The organism is Psychrobacter sp. 1Y11, from assembly GCF_052259045.1.
GTDB lineage: Bacteria > Pseudomonadota > Gammaproteobacteria > Pseudomonadales > Moraxellaceae > Psychrobacter.
Window position 1 is genome coordinate 77,802 of sequence record NZ_JBQQER010000011.1, and the last position, 15,573, is coordinate 93,374.

The 15,573-nt window shown below is 44.3% G+C and carries 12 protein-coding genes; 3 read left to right on the top strand and 9 right to left on the bottom strand.

The genetic code is table 11. From position 1 onward, the window contains the following. Nucleotides 1-104 precede the first annotated feature (104 nt). Genes nqrE through ACTXGJ_RS10370 form a run of 5 tightly spaced genes read right to left on the bottom strand, consistent with a single transcriptional unit; the run spans nucleotide 105 to nucleotide 4,862 of the window. Nucleotides 105-713 (bottom strand): NADH:ubiquinone reductase (Na(+)-transporting) subunit E, encoded by a 609-nt coding sequence (gene nqrE, locus ACTXGJ_RS10350; RefSeq protein ID WP_025645220.1) that lies wholly within the window; start codon nucleotides 711-713, stop codon nucleotides 105-107. Next, nucleotides 713-1,384 (bottom strand): NADH:ubiquinone reductase (Na(+)-transporting) subunit D, encoded by a 672-nt coding sequence (locus ACTXGJ_RS10355; protein WP_439241959.1) that lies wholly within the window; start codon nucleotides 1,382-1,384, stop codon nucleotides 713-715. The genes nqrE and ACTXGJ_RS10355 overlap by 1 nt, the downstream gene beginning before the upstream one ends. Before the next feature lies 1 nt (nucleotide 1,385). Next, nucleotides 1,386-2,291: a Na(+)-translocating NADH-quinone reductase subunit C gene (locus tag ACTXGJ_RS10360; RefSeq protein WP_443565923.1), complete on the bottom strand. Its 906-nt coding sequence runs from the start codon at nucleotides 2,289-2,291 to the stop codon at nucleotides 1,386-1,388. Then, nucleotides 2,272-3,507: an NADH:ubiquinone reductase (Na(+)-transporting) subunit B gene (locus ACTXGJ_RS10365; protein WP_439241955.1), complete on the bottom strand. Its 1,236-nt coding sequence runs from the start codon at nucleotides 3,505-3,507 to the stop codon at nucleotides 2,272-2,274. The genes ACTXGJ_RS10360 and ACTXGJ_RS10365 overlap by 20 nt, the downstream gene beginning before the upstream one ends. Nucleotides 3,508-3,512: 5 nt before the next feature. Then, nucleotides 3,513-4,862, bottom strand: a complete 1,350-nt coding sequence (locus tag ACTXGJ_RS10370) for a Na(+)-translocating NADH-quinone reductase subunit A (protein ID WP_439241953.1) — start codon at nucleotides 4,860-4,862, stop codon at nucleotides 3,513-3,515. 721 nt (nucleotides 4,863-5,583) lie between these two features. Between ACTXGJ_RS10370 and hisA the strand changes: the two genes are divergently transcribed. The 3 genes from hisA to ACTXGJ_RS10385 all read left to right on the top strand — a co-directional run bounded on the left by hisA (nucleotide 5,584) and on the right by ACTXGJ_RS10385 (nucleotide 8,392). After that, on the top strand, nucleotides 5,584-6,321 hold the full coding sequence (gene hisA, locus ACTXGJ_RS10375) for a 1-(5-phosphoribosyl)-5-[(5-phosphoribosylamino)methylideneamino]imidazole-4-carboxamide isomerase (RefSeq protein WP_443565925.1): 738 nt from the start codon (nucleotides 5,584-5,586) through the stop codon (nucleotides 6,319-6,321). A 52-nt stretch (nucleotides 6,322-6,373) separates the two neighbouring features. Then, a complete protein-coding gene (locus tag ACTXGJ_RS10380; RefSeq protein ID WP_443565927.1) occupies nucleotides 6,374-7,996 on the top strand; it encodes a mechanosensitive ion channel domain-containing protein in 1,623 nt (540 codons plus the stop codon). Between the two features lie 72 nt (nucleotides 7,997-8,068). Next, nucleotides 8,069-8,392 carry a hypothetical protein gene (locus tag ACTXGJ_RS10385; protein WP_439241948.1) on the top strand — a complete coding sequence of 108 codons (324 nt, stop codon included), beginning with the start codon at nucleotides 8,069-8,071 and terminating at the stop codon, nucleotides 8,390-8,392. Nucleotides 8,393-8,517: 125 nt separating this feature from the next. Here ACTXGJ_RS10385 and rnr read toward each other — a convergent pair whose 3' ends face one another. The 4 genes from rnr to thrS all read right to left on the bottom strand — a co-directional run bounded on the left by rnr (nucleotide 8,518) and on the right by thrS (nucleotide 14,900). Beyond that, nucleotides 8,518-10,794 (bottom strand): ribonuclease R, encoded by a 2,277-nt coding sequence (gene rnr / locus ACTXGJ_RS10390; RefSeq protein WP_439241946.1) that lies wholly within the window; start codon nucleotides 10,792-10,794, stop codon nucleotides 8,518-8,520. Nucleotides 10,795-10,973: 179 nt separating this feature from the next. Further along, nucleotides 10,974-12,209: a toxic anion resistance protein gene (locus ACTXGJ_RS10395; RefSeq protein ID WP_443565929.1), complete on the bottom strand. Its 1,236-nt coding sequence runs from the start codon at nucleotides 12,207-12,209 to the stop codon at nucleotides 10,974-10,976. Nucleotides 12,210-12,438: 229 nt separating this feature from the next. Then, nucleotides 12,439-12,960, bottom strand: a complete 522-nt coding sequence (gene infC / locus ACTXGJ_RS10400) for a translation initiation factor IF-3 (RefSeq protein ID WP_439242392.1) — start codon at nucleotides 12,958-12,960, stop codon at nucleotides 12,439-12,441. Nucleotides 12,961-12,965: 5 nt separating this feature from the next. Continuing rightward, a complete protein-coding gene (gene thrS / locus ACTXGJ_RS10405; RefSeq protein ID WP_439241942.1) occupies nucleotides 12,966-14,900 on the bottom strand; it encodes a threonine--tRNA ligase in 1,935 nt (644 codons plus the stop codon). Nucleotides 14,901-15,573: the final 673 nt, after the last annotated feature.

Here is a 15,573-nt window from a genome sequence, read left to right on the forward strand (position 1 = left end):
GACTGTAGTGACTCTCGAACCCCTTCCAAATAAATGAGTTAAATGGTTCAATAAGCTAATAGTTCAATAAGCTAATTATTCATTAAGCTAATAATACTCAGTGCCTAAATTGACATACCGCCGAACGACATAAAGCCAAGTGACATCAAACCTACGGTAATAAAGGTGATGCCCAAGCCTTGTAGCGGTCCTGGAATGTCTGAATATTTGAGCTTTTCACGGATACCCGCCAAAGCAACAATAGCGACTGCCCAACCAAAACCAGCACCAACGCCGTACACGACAGATTCGCTAAAATTATAATCACGCTCAACCATGAATAGTACGCCGCCGAGGATAGCGCAGTTAACGGTAATCAGCGGTAAGAATACCCCTAGAGCGTTATAAAGCGCAGGCACGAACTTATCCAAGAACATCTCTAGAATCTGAACCGTTGCTGCGATTAAGCCGATATAACTGAGCAGACCTAAGAAGCTTAAATTGATATCAGGAAAGCCCGCCCAAGCCAAAGCGCCACTTTTTAGGATGAACTGAAAGAGCAAATTATTAAGCGGTACGGTAATCGCCATAACGACGATAACGGCAACCCCAAGGCCGATAGCGGTTGAGACCTTCTTTGATACTGCTAAGAAAGTACACATGCCTAAGAAGTAGGCTAGCGCCATATTCTCAATAAAGACTGAGGTTATAAATAAGCTAACATAATGTCCCATTAGTGACCGCCTCCATGTGCCATGCCTTTAGACTGCGGCTTCATTACAAAGTCAGCTTCTTCGATTTGTTCTGGCTTCCAAAGACGCACAATGGCGATAAATAAGCCGATAATAAAGAAGGCTGATGGGGGTAGTAATAATAGACCGTTAGGTAAGTACCAACCGCCGTCAGTCACTGGCTGTAATATAGTGATACCGAACCAAGTACCTGAGCCTAATAGCTCACGGATTGTAGCGACGAACAGGAGTACTGCTGAGTAGCCAAGACCATTACCGATACCATCCAAAAAGCTAGGAATCGGCGGGTTGCTCATGGCAAACGCTTCGGCGCGGCCCATGACGATACAGTTGGTGATAATCAAACCAACGAATACCGATAAGCCTTTACTGACGTCATAAGCGACTGCTTTTAGTACCTGATCGACTAAAATAACCAAGGAGGCGATAATAGTCATCTGCACGATGATACGAATACTAGACGGAATTTTTTTGCGAATAATCGAGATGAAAAAGCTCGAAAATGCAGTCACTAAAGTCAGCGCTACACACATGACCATCGCATTGGACATGCTAGTCGTCACAGCTAGTGCCGAACAGATACCTAATATTTGCAAACCGATAGGGTTATTGTCAAAAATAGGCGTAGTTAAGATGCTTTTGGTATCAGCCATGTTATGCCTCCTTGCCGTTTGCTAGTGGTAGAGCTGCTGCCAGTTCAGTGGTCTGTTTGGCTTGCTCAAGGTCTGCTTGGCTAGCTTGTGCTTCAGCATTATCGATTGTAGCACCGCTCTCTTTACGCAGTGCGTCTAGATAAGGCTTATAGCCTTGCTCGCCAAGCCAAAACTGAATCATGTTACTAACGCCGCGACCCGTTAATGTCGCACCACTAATACCATCTACCCAGTTTTCTTTTGGGTTACCTGCTTTGGTGACACCAGTCGCGACTTCGCCGTTTTCATCATAAGAGTGAATACCACTCCATTTCGCGCGCCACTCAGGCTCTTCAATACGAGCGCCGAGTCCCGGAGTTTCTTTATGCTCATAAAAGCTGATACCTTTGATGGTATTCATATCGCTCTCAAGCGTTAAGAAGCCATAAATTGTGCCCCATAGACCGTAGCCTTGGATCGGCAGTACCACCATTTCAGGATTACCGGCGTCGTCATTTTTGACGTAGACTTTGGCGTACTTAGGTACCCGGCCGATACCGGCAGGATCATTAGCGCCTAAATCATTACTTAATGCTTGATTTTTGGTCGCTTGGCTAGCGTCATAGTCGTTACGGTCAGGGATACCGACATCGACGAGCTGATCGTCATCTAGATAGTTACCAGCTTGCAGATCAACGATTTCGACATCGAAGTCTTTAAAGCGATTAGCGACATCATCAGCGGTATCTTGCTCAGCGTCATACATGCCCGCCGCGACTAAGATGTTTTTATTACGATCTAGGCGCGCATTTTCGATTTGAGCAGGTTTGAGCCCGACCGCTACTGCTGACACTAAGACTGAGCAGACTAAGCATAGCGTTAACGCAACGCTAACGGTTTTTGCATTATTACTTTTGGGCTTGGACATAACGAACCCTCCGTGCTGTTTGGCGCTTGATGTTGGCTTGCGTGACAAAGTAGTCAAACAGAGGCGCAAATAAGTTAGCAAATAAGATGGCAAGCATGATGCCTTCTGGGAAGGCTGGGTTGATGACACGAATCAAGATGGTCATAAAGCCAATCAAAATACCATAAGCCCAGCGGCCTTTGTTGGTATGTGCTGCTGAGACCGGATCGGTTGCCATAAACACCGCACCGAAAGCGAAGCCACCAATGACCAGATGCCAATAAAAAGGCATGTTCATCATTAGGTTGTCTTCAGAGCCAATCAGATTAAAGACTAAGGAGGTGGCGATAAGACCAACCACACAGCCCGCCATAATACGCCATGAGGCGATACGCGCCCACAGTAGCACCACGGCACCTAGCAAAATAGCTAAGGTTGAGACTTCACCGACACTACCTTGGATATTACCAAAGAATGCATCGCTCCAAGTAATGGCGCGGCCATAGACATCAACGAACTGATCGGGCGTGACACCAAGAGCAGCTAAGCCTAGTGGCGTTGCGCCAGAGAAACCGTCAACTGCTGTCCATACCGAATCGCCTGACATATAAGCGGGATAAGCAAAGTATAAGAAAGCACGGCCTGATAACGCTGGGTTTAAGAAGTTCTTACCAGTACCACCGAAGACTTCTTTCGCCACGACGACACCGAAGATAATACCTAAGGCCACTTGCCATAAAGGAATATCGGGCGGCATGATGAGCGCGTACAGTACTGAGGTGACAAAGAAGCCTTCGTTGACCTCGTGTCCACGGATTACCGCAAACAGTATCTCGCAAGCAATACCAACCGCGAAGGTGACGATATAGATGGGCAAGAACTGCATAGCCCCGTACACGAAGCTGGCCCAAATACTATTGGGATCATAGCCTGCCATATTGGTAATAATAGTACGCCAGCCATCAGGCTCAAGTCCGAGCTGTGCGATAGCAGTGAGCGCTTGGTGGCCAACGTTATACATTCCAAAGAACATCGCTGGGAAGGTGCATAGCCAAACAGTAATCATAATACGCTTTAGATCGATACCATCACGCACGTGCGAGGAGGTAAAGGTCGTTGTGCCAGGCTGACGCAAAAACGTATCGAACATCTCAAAGATGGCGTAATATTTCTCGTGTTTACCACCCTTAGTGAAGGACGGCTCCATACGATCGAACATATTGTGTAAAAATTTCATCGTGGTTAGCCCTCCAGCTCAATGCGAGTCAAATTATCACGCAAGATATCGCTGTATTCATATTTACCAGGAGAGACGAAGGTGCATAGTGCCACATCCTCTTCGTCCAGTTCGAGTACACCCAAATCAACTGCAGTGATAATGTCTTCGATAATCAAAGCGCGCAGTAATTGCGTAGGTAGATAGTCTTGGGGCATGACCTCTTCATAGATACCGATCGGCACCATCGCTCGCGGTGAGCCATTCGTAGAAGTGGTAAAGTTAAACTTCTTCTTAAAGAACTGCGAGATATAAATCGGCAGCTTTGAGAAGCGGTTTGCACCTGGGCTAAAGAAGTGAAAAGCAGGGCGCTCATAGCCTTCAGGCAAAGAGCTGACTTGATCGTGGAAGCGGCCAAGATAAGCAACATTCGCAAATAACTTGCGGCCAGAGAGCACTGAACCTGAGATAATACGGTTATCCCCTGCAGTCAGTTGCCCTTTAGTCAACGCCATCAGATCTGCGCCGCGTTCGGTTGCGACAAGATGTGGATTGGTTACTGCTGGACCTGCCAAACTCACTATACGGCGCGTATATAAGCGACCTGTGGTAAATAACTTACCAAGCGCTATGACGTCTTGATAACCGATGGTCCAGACGCTAACACCGCGCATGATAGGATGCAAAAAGTGAATGTGCGTGCCAGCCAAACCTGCCGGATGCTTACCTGCAAAGCTATGATACTCAGTGACGTTATCATTAGCGGTTTTAGCAACTTTGGGTAAGTTTGCCTCGGCATGATGACAAACAAAGGTCTTAGGACTCAAAGTTGACAGTACCGCTAAGCCATCGTTAAAGGCTTGCAGCTCCTCGTTGATCAGCAGCATAGGATCAAAAGCTAAAGGATTGGTGTCCATTGCAGTGACAAAAATGGCATGCGGACGCGCGCCAAGCTCAGGCGCACGGCTGTAAGGGCGAGTACGAAAAGCAGTCCATTCACCAGAAGCAAATAGCTGCTTTTCAACGATTTCGGAGTCAAGATCGGCCAGTTGTTGAGAGTCGTAACGGTCAAACTCTACTTCCTCACCATTAGGGTCAACGGCAATCACCAGACTTTCAAACACCCGGCGTTCACCGCGGTTAACGGCGATAACTTTACCAGCAGCAGGAGCAGTATAAATGACGCCAACGCGTTTTTTGTCTTCAAAAACGGGCTGACCTTTAGCGACAATGTCACCTTCTTTGACGTTCATAGTAGGCTTCATGCCCACATAATCGTAGCCAATCAGTGCCACATGTGCAGGTCTGTGCTCAGTTATCTCGCGAGAGGGTTCGCCGGTGATGGGCAAATCCAAACCTTTTTTGATGGTAATCATAAGCGAAAACTTAGTCCATAGTCTAAAACGATACCAGACGTCCTGTATGGTATAACGGTAGTATAAACAAGCGTCACTCAGCAAAGCGTCCCTTCACCAACGTTATGGCAAAAACGGATAAATGCTTTGTGAGTTATGCTCGGTTATCCCTACTATCAAGAGTATTAACGCTGACCTTAGACTCCTTAACAACACGTCAATATCTTATTCGACTTACCAAAATGGCGACTGGCTACCAAGATGCATGCTAAGAGTATTCGGTTCAATCAGCCTGTATAAAACAGGGATTGAAAAAATAGTCTTCTCATACCTTTTATTAAAATCTTAAAACGAGTAATGCCCGTATTATGTTATTCAATAACTGCCTAATATAACTTACCAATCAAATAATCGACTTAGTAAACGCTTTGTTGACTAAGTTTGCAAAATTATAGGTAGGGGATATACGTAGGATGATTTTGAATAGAAACAAATACAAATATACCTAGGATTATACGCTAAATTGACCTAAAATTGCCAGTTAGTAATTGAATTTACTTAATATTGTGAGTGCTTTGAGACTAGGAAACTTCTAGTTATCAGTTACTTACTTCATAGTCAGTTTTACTACCCTAAGAGTAGTTGAGCCCTTCTTTAAGCCTTTATACTTTTGGTTAGATAAAAGCGACCTTTATAAGCTAGACTTTGTAGCCTTGTTTAATTTTTATATTAGGAGTGTTTTATGTGTGCTGCGCCAGTAATTATTCCCGCTATTGATCTCAAAGATGGCAAATGTGTACGCCTAAAACAGGGCCGTATGGAAGACGATACGGTTTTTTCTGACGATCCTGTTGCTATGGCCACACGCTGGGTAGAAGAAGGCGCTCGCCGCTTACACTTAGTCGATTTAAATGGTGCTTTCGATGGCGTTCCTGTGCACAAGCGCGTGGTTGAAGATATCGCTAAAGCCTATCCAAAGCTGCCGATACAGTTAGGCGGCGGCGTACGTACCCTAAATACGATTGAGCAATATATCAGCGCCGGTCTGACTTATATTATTATCGGTACTAAGGCAGTCGAAGATCCAAGCTTTGTCACTGAGGCTTGCCGCGAGTTTCCTGGTCATATCATCGTCGGCATCGATGCCAAAGACGGCATGGTTGCTACTCATGGCTGGGCGAATGTCACTGATACCAAGGCTACTGAGCTTGCCAAGCGCTTCGCTGACGTCGGTGTCTCCTCGATTGTCTATACCGATATCGCCCGTGATGGCATGATGCAAGGCGTCAATGTCGAGCAGACGGTCAATCTAGCTCGTGAAGGTGGTATTCCTGTTATTGCTTCTGGCGGCGTCACCGATATGAAAGATATCGAGCTACTCAAGCCCTATGGCGATTGCTTAGAAGGTATCATTACCGGACGCGCGATTTATGAAGGCTCGCTAGATTTTGGCGAAGCTCAGCGTTATTTGGACCAGTAAGGATGCATTAGAGCTTAAAGCTAATAAAACTTAAAATTTCTTAAGGATAGTTATGATCATAGATGATAAGCATTTATTAGCAGATAAGCTCAAAGGTGGCTTACAACTATTACTATTAGTATGCGTTATGGCATTTGGTGTCTCAGCCTATGCAGCTGAAGCTGAGCTTGCTGAGGTGGCGACAGCCTTAGGGGGTAGTAGCGAGGCCGAAGCGAGTGAATCTAGCGATGGTAGCACTACGGATACCCAGAGTAAGCCGCCTGTTATCATGGGCGAGAGTACCAATAACGCTGAGATTGAGACTAAGCCTACTCCCAAAAAAGACAACGACATTCGTCAACGCATTCAAGGTATTTTTTCTGAGATTGATGGTCTGCAAGCGGTCAGTATCAGCGTTACTCAAGGAGTGGTAACGCTCACAGGTGAAACGGCCAACGAAAAAAAAGCCCAACAAGCGATTAATCTGACCAATCGTATTACTGATGTCGTCACTGTTGAAGATAAGATAGAGCGTACGCTTGATGTGCAGGATAATGTCAGTACGGTCTATCAAGGTCTTAAAAATCAGCTCAGAAATCTAGTCAAAGCCTTACCGCTACTTTTAGTGGGTGTTGTTATTTTTGCCATCGTCGCTTGGTTCGGCAGTTGGCTATCTAACCGCACAAATATGTGGCAGCGAGTCACCCCTAATCCCTTCGTAGCAGAGTTACTATCGCAGACCATAAAAGTGATATTTATTATTTTTGGTCTGATATTGGCACTGAGTTTAATCGGCGCTGAGACTATCCTAGGCACGCTACTTGGTGGGGCAGGGGTCATTGGTATTGCGGTAGGTTTTGCGGTCAAAGATACCATCGAGAATTATATTGCCTCCTTGATGCTTAGTGTTCGCCAACCTTTTCGCGCGCGCGATCAGGTGGTGATTAATGACTTAGAAGGTATCGTCGTGCGCTTGACCTCACGGGCGACGATTTTGATGACTCTGGATGGCAATCAGCTACGTATCCCAAACGCGGAAGTGTTTAAGGGAGTGATTCTCAATTACACCAAAAACCCCGAGCGGCGTTTTACCTTTGAGCTGGGCGTGGATGCCAATGATGATCCACTAGCAGCAATAAAGGTCGGTTTAGATGCTATCAGTAAGCTGACGTTTGTACTAGATGAACCAAAAGCTATTGCGGTTATCAATAATGTTGGCGATTCTAATATCATTCTTGAATTTCAGGTTTGGGTCAATCAATCCGAGACAGATTTCGCCAAAGCTCGCAGTATTGCCATTCGCGAAACGAAGCATGCGCTTGAAAACGAAGGCTTTAGTTTACCTGAGCCTATCTATCGTCTACGCTTCAATGACAAGCTAGAGCAGGCGTTTGAATATATACCAAAAACCAAAAGCACAAAAGAGCAAGAGGGCGCTACTGATCTGACGATAACTCCAACTACTGCTGAAGAGCCTACAAAACAGATCGATGCCGACAGCAAGGAAGCAAGATCCCTCGACGACGAAGAGAAAAAACGTGCAAAAGCGCGGGCTAAATATATCCTACAAGGCCGTAATGCGGATGAGGTGCTCGACGCAAGACCCGATGCCAAACTAATGGAAAAGGTCGAGCAAGAAATCGCTGAAAATGCTGATGAAACTGATCTATTAAATAGTAACAGTCCGCAAGAGTAGGGCGTAAGTACAGTTTTATGACAGAGTTTCTTATATTTTTTATTATGACCTAAAATACACGAGACATTAGTTATGCAAGCCAAACATTTGATTATCTTTGCATTAGTAGGCATCGCCGCATTAATCGGTTTTAATATTGTTAATAGCAGCAATCATCAGCCAGGCTTAGCGGAGACCGACGTTGCCAACACAACAAATGAGCCTGTAATAGCCGCAAGCTATGGCGAGAATACTGTGAACACGAGTACTGCCGAGACTGATAAGCCAGTAGATATTGCTAACCAACCTTTAGGTCAACAGCCAAAAGCCATCATCGATAAAGTGACAACTGATATCGAACAAGCGCAGCAGATAGACAAAGAACGGCTTGAGTCAAACTTAGAACGCGCACAATAATACCATTAGCGTTAATAAAAGTAGCGCGCCCTAGACTTATTTTGCGACATGGTACGACATAAAAAAAGGCTAACTCCGAGTTAGCCTTTTTACTTGTATCTAAGTTTATCAATTCTAAAAGCAGATTAGCTTTTTTTGCTATTACCTTTGCTCTTACTGTTGCTACGGCCATTAGTCTTTTTAGCAGAGCTCTTTTTAGTAGCGTCTTTCTTAGTTTGGTTCATCTGACTCGATTTTAATTTTTCTATCAGGTCAAAATCAATCTGTAATAAGTCCATGTTGACACCAGCGACTTTTATTTTCACAGAGTCGCCCAGACCAAATACCGTACCTTTGTCCTTACCGATAAGCTGTTGTTGCTGCTCGTCGTAGACAAAGAAGTCATCGCCAACATTAGAGATATGCACTAAACCATCAATATACAAATCAGACAAAGTCACAAACAGACCAAAGTTTGTGACACTAGTCACCACACCATCGAAATCTTCACCGACATGATCTTTCATATAATGACACTTGAGCCACGACTCGACATAACGCGAAGCCTTTTCAGCACGGCGTTCGGTATCTGAGGTTTGCGTGCCTGCTCCATCTAAAGAAAAGTCCATGACCGGCTGCTGAGTCTTAGTTACTTTGGCTTTGATTGCGCGATGTAGCATTAGATCAGGATAGCGACGAATCGGCGAAGTAAAGTGGCTGTATTCATCATACGCCAGTCCAAAGTGACCAATGTTATCAGGCGCGTAATTGGCCTGCATCATTGAGCGCAGTAACATGCTATGAATGCTAACCGCGTCAGGACGATCTTTGGTCGCTTCAATCAGGCGCTGATAATCAGCTTGCGTTGGGCTCTCTTCTGGAAAGGAGAGGCCAAAATTTTTGGCGTATTCGTGGATACGCATGGATTTTTCTTGATCCGGCTTATCATGATTACGGTACAGTACCGGTAGCTCATGCTTTAAGGCGAAGTTTGCCGCGCAGGTATTTGCCAGTAGCATACACTCTTCGATCAATTTGTGTGCATCGCCGCGCGTACGCGGTACGATAGCTTTAATACCGCCTTTCTCATTGAACTTAATATAAGTCTCAACGGTCTCAAACTCCATGGCATGACGCTCTTCACGCTTTTTAAGCAGTAAGTCATAGAGCTGATGCAAAGTATCGACGGATTTTTTAACCGCTTTATTACCCGTTAGTGTCTTAGGAACACTATCATCTTTAGGGTTAGCGAAATAATCGTTGACTTGGTTATAAGTCAGACGTGCTTGCGAATTCATCACCGCTGGATAAAACTCATAACCCGTCACGTTACCGGCACGCGAGACCTTGATATCTGCGACCATGCATAAGCGGTCAACATTAGGGTTCAATGAACATAGACCGTTTGAGAGTACCTCAGGTAGCATCGGAATCACGCGATGCGGGAAGTACACGGAGGTTCCGCGCTCATAAGCCTCGAGGTCTAATGGTGAGTTTGGTGTCACATAATGGCTGACATCAGCAATAGCGACCAGCACCCGATAGTTGCCGCCAGGGCGCTTTTCAGCGAATACTGCATCATCAAAGTCGCGAGCATCTTCACCATCAATAGTCACTAAGGGCAAATCACGTAAGTCAGTCCGACCTTTAGTATCTTTTTCAGTCGGCTCTTTATAGTCGTTTGCTTGCTGAAGAGTGGCTTCGCTAAACTCATGAGGAATATCATAATTGAGTAAAGTGGTTTCAATAATAAGCTCACGATCGTTGTCATCATTGAGCACTTCAGTGATTTTGCCCGTAGCAAATTCATGCTGGTTTGGCCAATCAATGATATCGACTTTGACCGGATCGCCTTGCTTAACATCCAAAGCATCAACGTGGTCATCTGCTAAAGTAATAGGTTGATGATTGTTCGGACTACCTAATTCTACGCAGTAGCCGTCTTCATCTTTTGCAAGCGTTCCGATGAATTGATTTTGTTGACGCTCTACGACATCAACAATACGCCCTTCGGTACGACCGCGATTATCAGTAGAAGTACCTACCGCCTCGACAGTATCGCCATTAAAGACCCAGCGCATCTGCTTTTCATGCAAGAAAAGATCTGGCATGTCGTCGAGCACCACAAAACCAAATCCTTTAGCGTGTGCTGAGACCGTACCGGTGACAATATCATGCTGAGTCACGGGACGATAACGATAAGGACGACCTTCGCGATTCACTTGTCCATCACGTGCCATCGCTTTGAGACGATTACCTAGGGCATCGAACTGGTCAGGATCTTCGATACCGAAGATTTTAGCTAATGCTTTGTGCGTAATATCGCTATTATCACTAATCGTGCTGAGAATCAGCTCGCGACTGGGAATAGGGTTGTCATAGCGTTGTGCCTCACTTGAGGCGTTTGGATCATTCCAACTCATAAATTACCGTATCTATTTTTAAAATTATTAATAGGGGCTATCTTAACACGAACCAGCAGACAATATCTTACGTCAATTGTTTGTGTTAAGTGTGATAGCTATAGGGATATGCTCAATTAATAAGCGTATCAAGAGTTTTCGACAGTAAAGATTTGAGCAGTGACTGAGATTATGCATTTTTAGATATCGATACCAGATTCATCGGTTATCTTTTTACTATCCAGCTCTTTTGATACTTCTAATACTGTCGTTTGATTCGATTTGTCGAGATATTTTTGCGCTTTATCGACTTCACTGGTTAAAGTATTGACCGTTTGCTTCATATTCTCAAGCGCCTCAACCTTATAATTACTAATCATATCCATCGTATCATAGACATTATTGAAGGCGTTTTGTAATTTATCAAGCTCAATAGTGCTACTAGTTGCCTGCTCATGAATCTCACCAGATTGACGCTTGAGCATCTCTGAGGTCGACTCGATAAGACTACTAGTGGTTTTATTGAGCGCGGTGATTTGATCGAGTACCAGTTTTTGATTAGTCATCGCTTGCGCTACGACGACTGCGGTACGTAGTGCTGACACTGTCGTCGTCGTTGCACGATCGACGCCTTTGATTAGCTCCAAGTTATTCTTACGAATGGTATCGAGCGCTAGATACCCTTGTACGTTGACCGCTAACTGGGTCAAAAAATCAGTATTTTTTTGACGCACATAGAACAGCATCTCTTCTTTAATGATACGTGCCTTTTCAGGGTCAGTCGCTTCTATCGCATGAATTTTTTGTTCTAGCTGCTCATCGATTTTTTTGCCGACATAGATATACTGACGTATCGACTGCATCAGCTCCCACATATTGACTTTTTCTTGCTCAATCGTGGCGTTGTCTTTGAGCAGCTCATCTTTACCATTATAAAGGCTTGTAACGACGGCGTTAATATGCGACTGCGCGGACTCATATTGGCGAAAATAGTCTTGTACTTTATTACCGAATGGAATGATACCAAATAGCTTACGCGAGCTGGTCAATTGTTTTTTGCTCGGGTCTAAATCCTCCACAATTCCGCGTAGTTCAGTGAGTGATTTGGCAATAGGGGAGTTATCAAATAAGCCATCATTGAGACTCTTAGCCGGCAAGTCAAGCATACGATTGGAGACTTGCGCGGACTCACGAATCTCTTTGGAGCCTAGATTATGAATAGATTGTACGTTTTGCTGAAACTCAGGACTATTAGTAGAGTTAGTGAGCACATGATCGACAAAAGCATCGACTTTAGCGTCAAGCTCTGGGATTTGACTCTCGTCAAGGGTGACCATTTGGTCCGCTTCACTTTTTTGCACTTCTCTGACGGGCTCAGGCGGCGTCAAAGAGATACTTGGCGTATTGGTGTTTTCAGGTGGGGTAAGTGGTTGCATAAAATATCCTATAATGTCTAAAGCGAATATCGATTTTAATTTTATTCTAAATTTGTTTTAGTGATTATTTATCTTACACTTAAGGTCTCAGGTTTGCTTATTATTTCGGTTATAGTTTAATAAAAACTATTACTAAGATAAGCCCTTAAAGCAAAAAACCACCAATACACGTACGCATATTGATGGTCAAAAAATACAAAAACGTTATAAAATGAGGGGCGCTATCGGCTTATTTTTTTCTAGTAGGCCCTAGTAGCATACCCATCTGACGACCTTCCATTTTTGGATGCTGCTCGACATTAGAGATCTCAGCAGTGTCTTCAATGATACGCTCAAGCTGTGCACGTCCAAGCTCTTGGTGTGCCATTTCACGACCACGGAAGCGGATACTGACTTTAACTTTATCCTGATCTTCTAAGAAGCTAACGATTTTACGCAGTTTGACCTGATAATCGGCTTCATCAGTACTCGGACGCAGTTTCATCTCTTTCAATTGAGTCTGCTTTTGGTTCTTCTTTGCCTCTTTTGCCTTTTGTTTTTGATCATAGAGGTAGTGCTTATAATCCATAATCTTACATACGGGCGGCTTGGCATCTGGGACCAATTCGACTAAGTCTAAATTATCTTCACGCGCCGCATTTAGCGCAGTTTCGATATCAACAACGCCCATCTGCTCGCCATCTTCTTTCACGAGACGGACTTCTTTGACGTTAATATCTTCGTTAATATTTAAACGGTTGGACTGTTTAATAGGTATTACTCCTCATCTGTTTTTGGGGTCTGTCTGCCTTTTTTGCTGACAGCGGTCTGTACTAATGCTATAAAATCATCAACACTCATCACGCCAAGATTCTCACCTTCACGTGTTCGGACATTGACACTGCCCGATTCAACTTCTTTGTCCCCTAATACTAGCATATAGGGAATACGTTCTAATGTTTTCTCTCGTATCTTAAAACCAATCTTTTCGTTACGCAAGTCACTAACAGCACGAATACCTGCGTTTTTAAGTGCTTTTACCACATTTTCGCAAGCATTGGCTTGTTTATCGGTGATGTTCATCACTGCTACTTGCTGAGGGGCGAGCCATACCGGCATCCAACCCGCGTAGTTTTCGATCAAAATACCGATAAAGCGCTCAAACGAGCCAAGAATGGCACGGTGCAGCATAATAGGGGTTTCGCGCTCGTTTTGCTCATTGACAAATTCGGCATCTAAGCGCTCAGGCATATTCGGATCGACCTGAATGGTACCGCATTGCCAAACTCGGCCAAGTGAGTCTTTTAGACTGAACTCAATTTTCGGACCATAAAAAGCACCTTCGCCCGGCAGATATTCCCAGTCGAGACCTGAACTATCAAGCGCATCGGACAGCGCTTTTTCAGCAAAGTCCCAAGATTCATCATTACCAACACGTTTCTCAGGACGAGTCGAGAGCTTCATAATAATATTATCGAAACCAAAGTCTTCATAGACGGCAAGAGTGAGCTTGATAAAATCAGCAACTTCCTGTTGAATCTGCGCCTGCGTACAGAAAATATGCGCGTCATCTTGGGTAAAGCCGCGTACGCGCATCAAGCCATGTAGTGACCCCGACGGCTCATTACGGTGACAGGAGCCAAACTCCGCCATACGTAGTGGTAAGTCACGATAAGACTTTAACCCTTGATTGAATACTTGTACGTGGCACGGGCAGTTCATCGGTTTCACCGCATAATCACGGTTCTCACTCGCAGTGGTAAACATATTGGTCGCGTAATTACCCCAGTGTCCAGAGCGCTCCCACAAGCTACGATCAACGATTTGCGGCGTTTTGATCTCTTCATAACCATTATCGTATTGTACTTTACGCATGTACTGCTCAAGTACTTGGTAAATCGTCCAGCCATTGGCATGCCAAAAGACCATGCCCGGCGCTTGCTCTTGCATATGGAACAAATCAAGTGCTTTACCTATCTTACGATGGTCACGTTTTTCTGCTTCTTCAATACGCTGAATATAAGCCTTTAAATCTTTTTTATCTGCCCACGCCGTGCCATAAATACGCTGCAGTTGTTCATTCTTAGCATCACCGCGCCAATAGGCGCCAGACATTTTGGTTAATTTAAATACCTTTAAGAAACGCGTGTTCGGCACGTGCGGACCACGGCACATATCGACGTATTCTTGATGATGATACAGACCAAAAGCTTCTTCGCCTGGCATATCATTAATTAGTTTAAGCTTATAGTCCTCACCACGCTCTTCAAATATTTTGATCACTTCATCGCGCGGGGTTATCTTCTTTATGACGTCATAGTCTTGTTTTATCAACTGCATCATGCGCTTTTCTATCGCCTCCATGTGCTCAGGCGTGAAAGGCGTCTCACTATAAATGTCATAATAAAAGCCATCTTCGATCACAGGGCCAATGACCATCTTCACATCAGGATAAAGCTGCTTGACTGCATGACCTAATAGATGCGCGGCCGAGTGACGAATAATATCGACACCATCAGCGTCTCTTGGCGTCACAATCTCGACTTTGGCGTCATGGGTGATAGGATCGGATGCGTCTACCAAATGACCATCTACTCGTCCAGCAACGGTGGCTTTGGCAAGACCGGCGCCAATACTTTGCGCCACTTCCATAACCGTGGTGTTGCCTTCAAACTCTTTTACGCTACCATCGGGTAAAGTAATCGCTACCATAATCTATTCACCTTTTTAAGTCCTTTAGCAGTGATGATTGCAACCATCAATCATATGACCGTCAGACCGCATCAATTGTACTCACATGTTGTGAGCTATCGTTGTTGTTTATTGGTTAGGCATCACTTAATACGCTTATTGATTTAGCTTCTTATATAGGTATAGCTATTATAAGGTCAATGACAAGGGGTCATTTCTCAGTAAACGTCGCAAACTAGCCTTTAAATACGGTTAAAGACTAAAGCAAGCATGCCATGCTATAAAAGCGCTTACTATAGCAAAAACTAGCTATAAACACTAGATAGTAAGGGATAGCGTGCTAAGTTATGCTTTATAGACTATATATCAATATCAGCTAACTATATAAAAACGACATAATAAAAGCGACATAACAACGACTTCATAACCATAACCTCCATCAATAAGCAGGTAGCAACAACGAAAGCTAATGATGCAAATTGCGGTGCTAATAAGGAGCATCAGAGATATAAAATAAGAAGTTCCACCCCAACCCATTGAAAGTTATACAAAAGCTTATACCTTAGCAAACTAAATCAAAATATATCTAAAACAAAGCTTGACCCCGAATCGAAAGCGCGTATAATGCCACCCAGTCGAGAGGGAAGGCGGATGAAACAAGTAGCTTACTACTTTGATCCAAACCATCCCACTA

What these genes read in the sequence shown, in the direction of transcription:
- hisA (WP_443565925.1), top strand. Translation starts at nt 5,584, where the DNA reads ATGTGTGCTGCGCCAGTAATTATTCCCGCTATTGATCTCAAAGATGGC.
- ACTXGJ_RS10360 (WP_443565923.1), bottom strand. Translation starts at nt 2,291, where the DNA reads ATGTCCAAGCCCAAAAGTAATAATGCAAAAACCGTTAGCGTTGCGTTA.
- ACTXGJ_RS10395 (WP_443565929.1), bottom strand. Translation starts at nt 12,209, where the DNA reads ATGCAACCACTTACCCCACCTGAAAACACCAATACGCCAAGTATCTCT.
- ACTXGJ_RS10380 (WP_443565927.1), top strand. Translation starts at nt 6,374, where the DNA reads ATGATCATAGATGATAAGCATTTATTAGCAGATAAGCTCAAAGGTGGC.
- ACTXGJ_RS10385 (WP_439241948.1), top strand. Translation starts at nt 8,069, where the DNA reads ATGCAAGCCAAACATTTGATTATCTTTGCATTAGTAGGCATCGCCGCA.
- ACTXGJ_RS10370 (WP_439241953.1), bottom strand. Translation starts at nt 4,862, where the DNA reads ATGATTACCATCAAAAAAGGTTTGGATTTGCCCATCACCGGCGAACCC.
- rnr (WP_439241946.1), bottom strand. Translation starts at nt 10,794, where the DNA reads ATGAGTTGGAATGATCCAAACGCCTCAAGTGAGGCACAACGCTATGAC.
- nqrE (WP_025645220.1), bottom strand. Translation starts at nt 713, where the DNA reads ATGGGACATTATGTTAGCTTATTTATAACCTCAGTCTTTATTGAGAAT.
- ACTXGJ_RS10365 (WP_439241955.1), bottom strand. Translation starts at nt 3,507, where the DNA reads ATGAAATTTTTACACAATATGTTCGATCGTATGGAGCCGTCCTTCACT.
- ACTXGJ_RS10355 (WP_439241959.1), bottom strand. Translation starts at nt 1,384, where the DNA reads ATGGCTGATACCAAAAGCATCTTAACTACGCCTATTTTTGACAATAAC.
- thrS (WP_439241942.1), bottom strand. Translation starts at nt 14,900, where the DNA reads ATGGTAGCGATTACTTTACCCGATGGTAGCGTAAAAGAGTTTGAAGGC.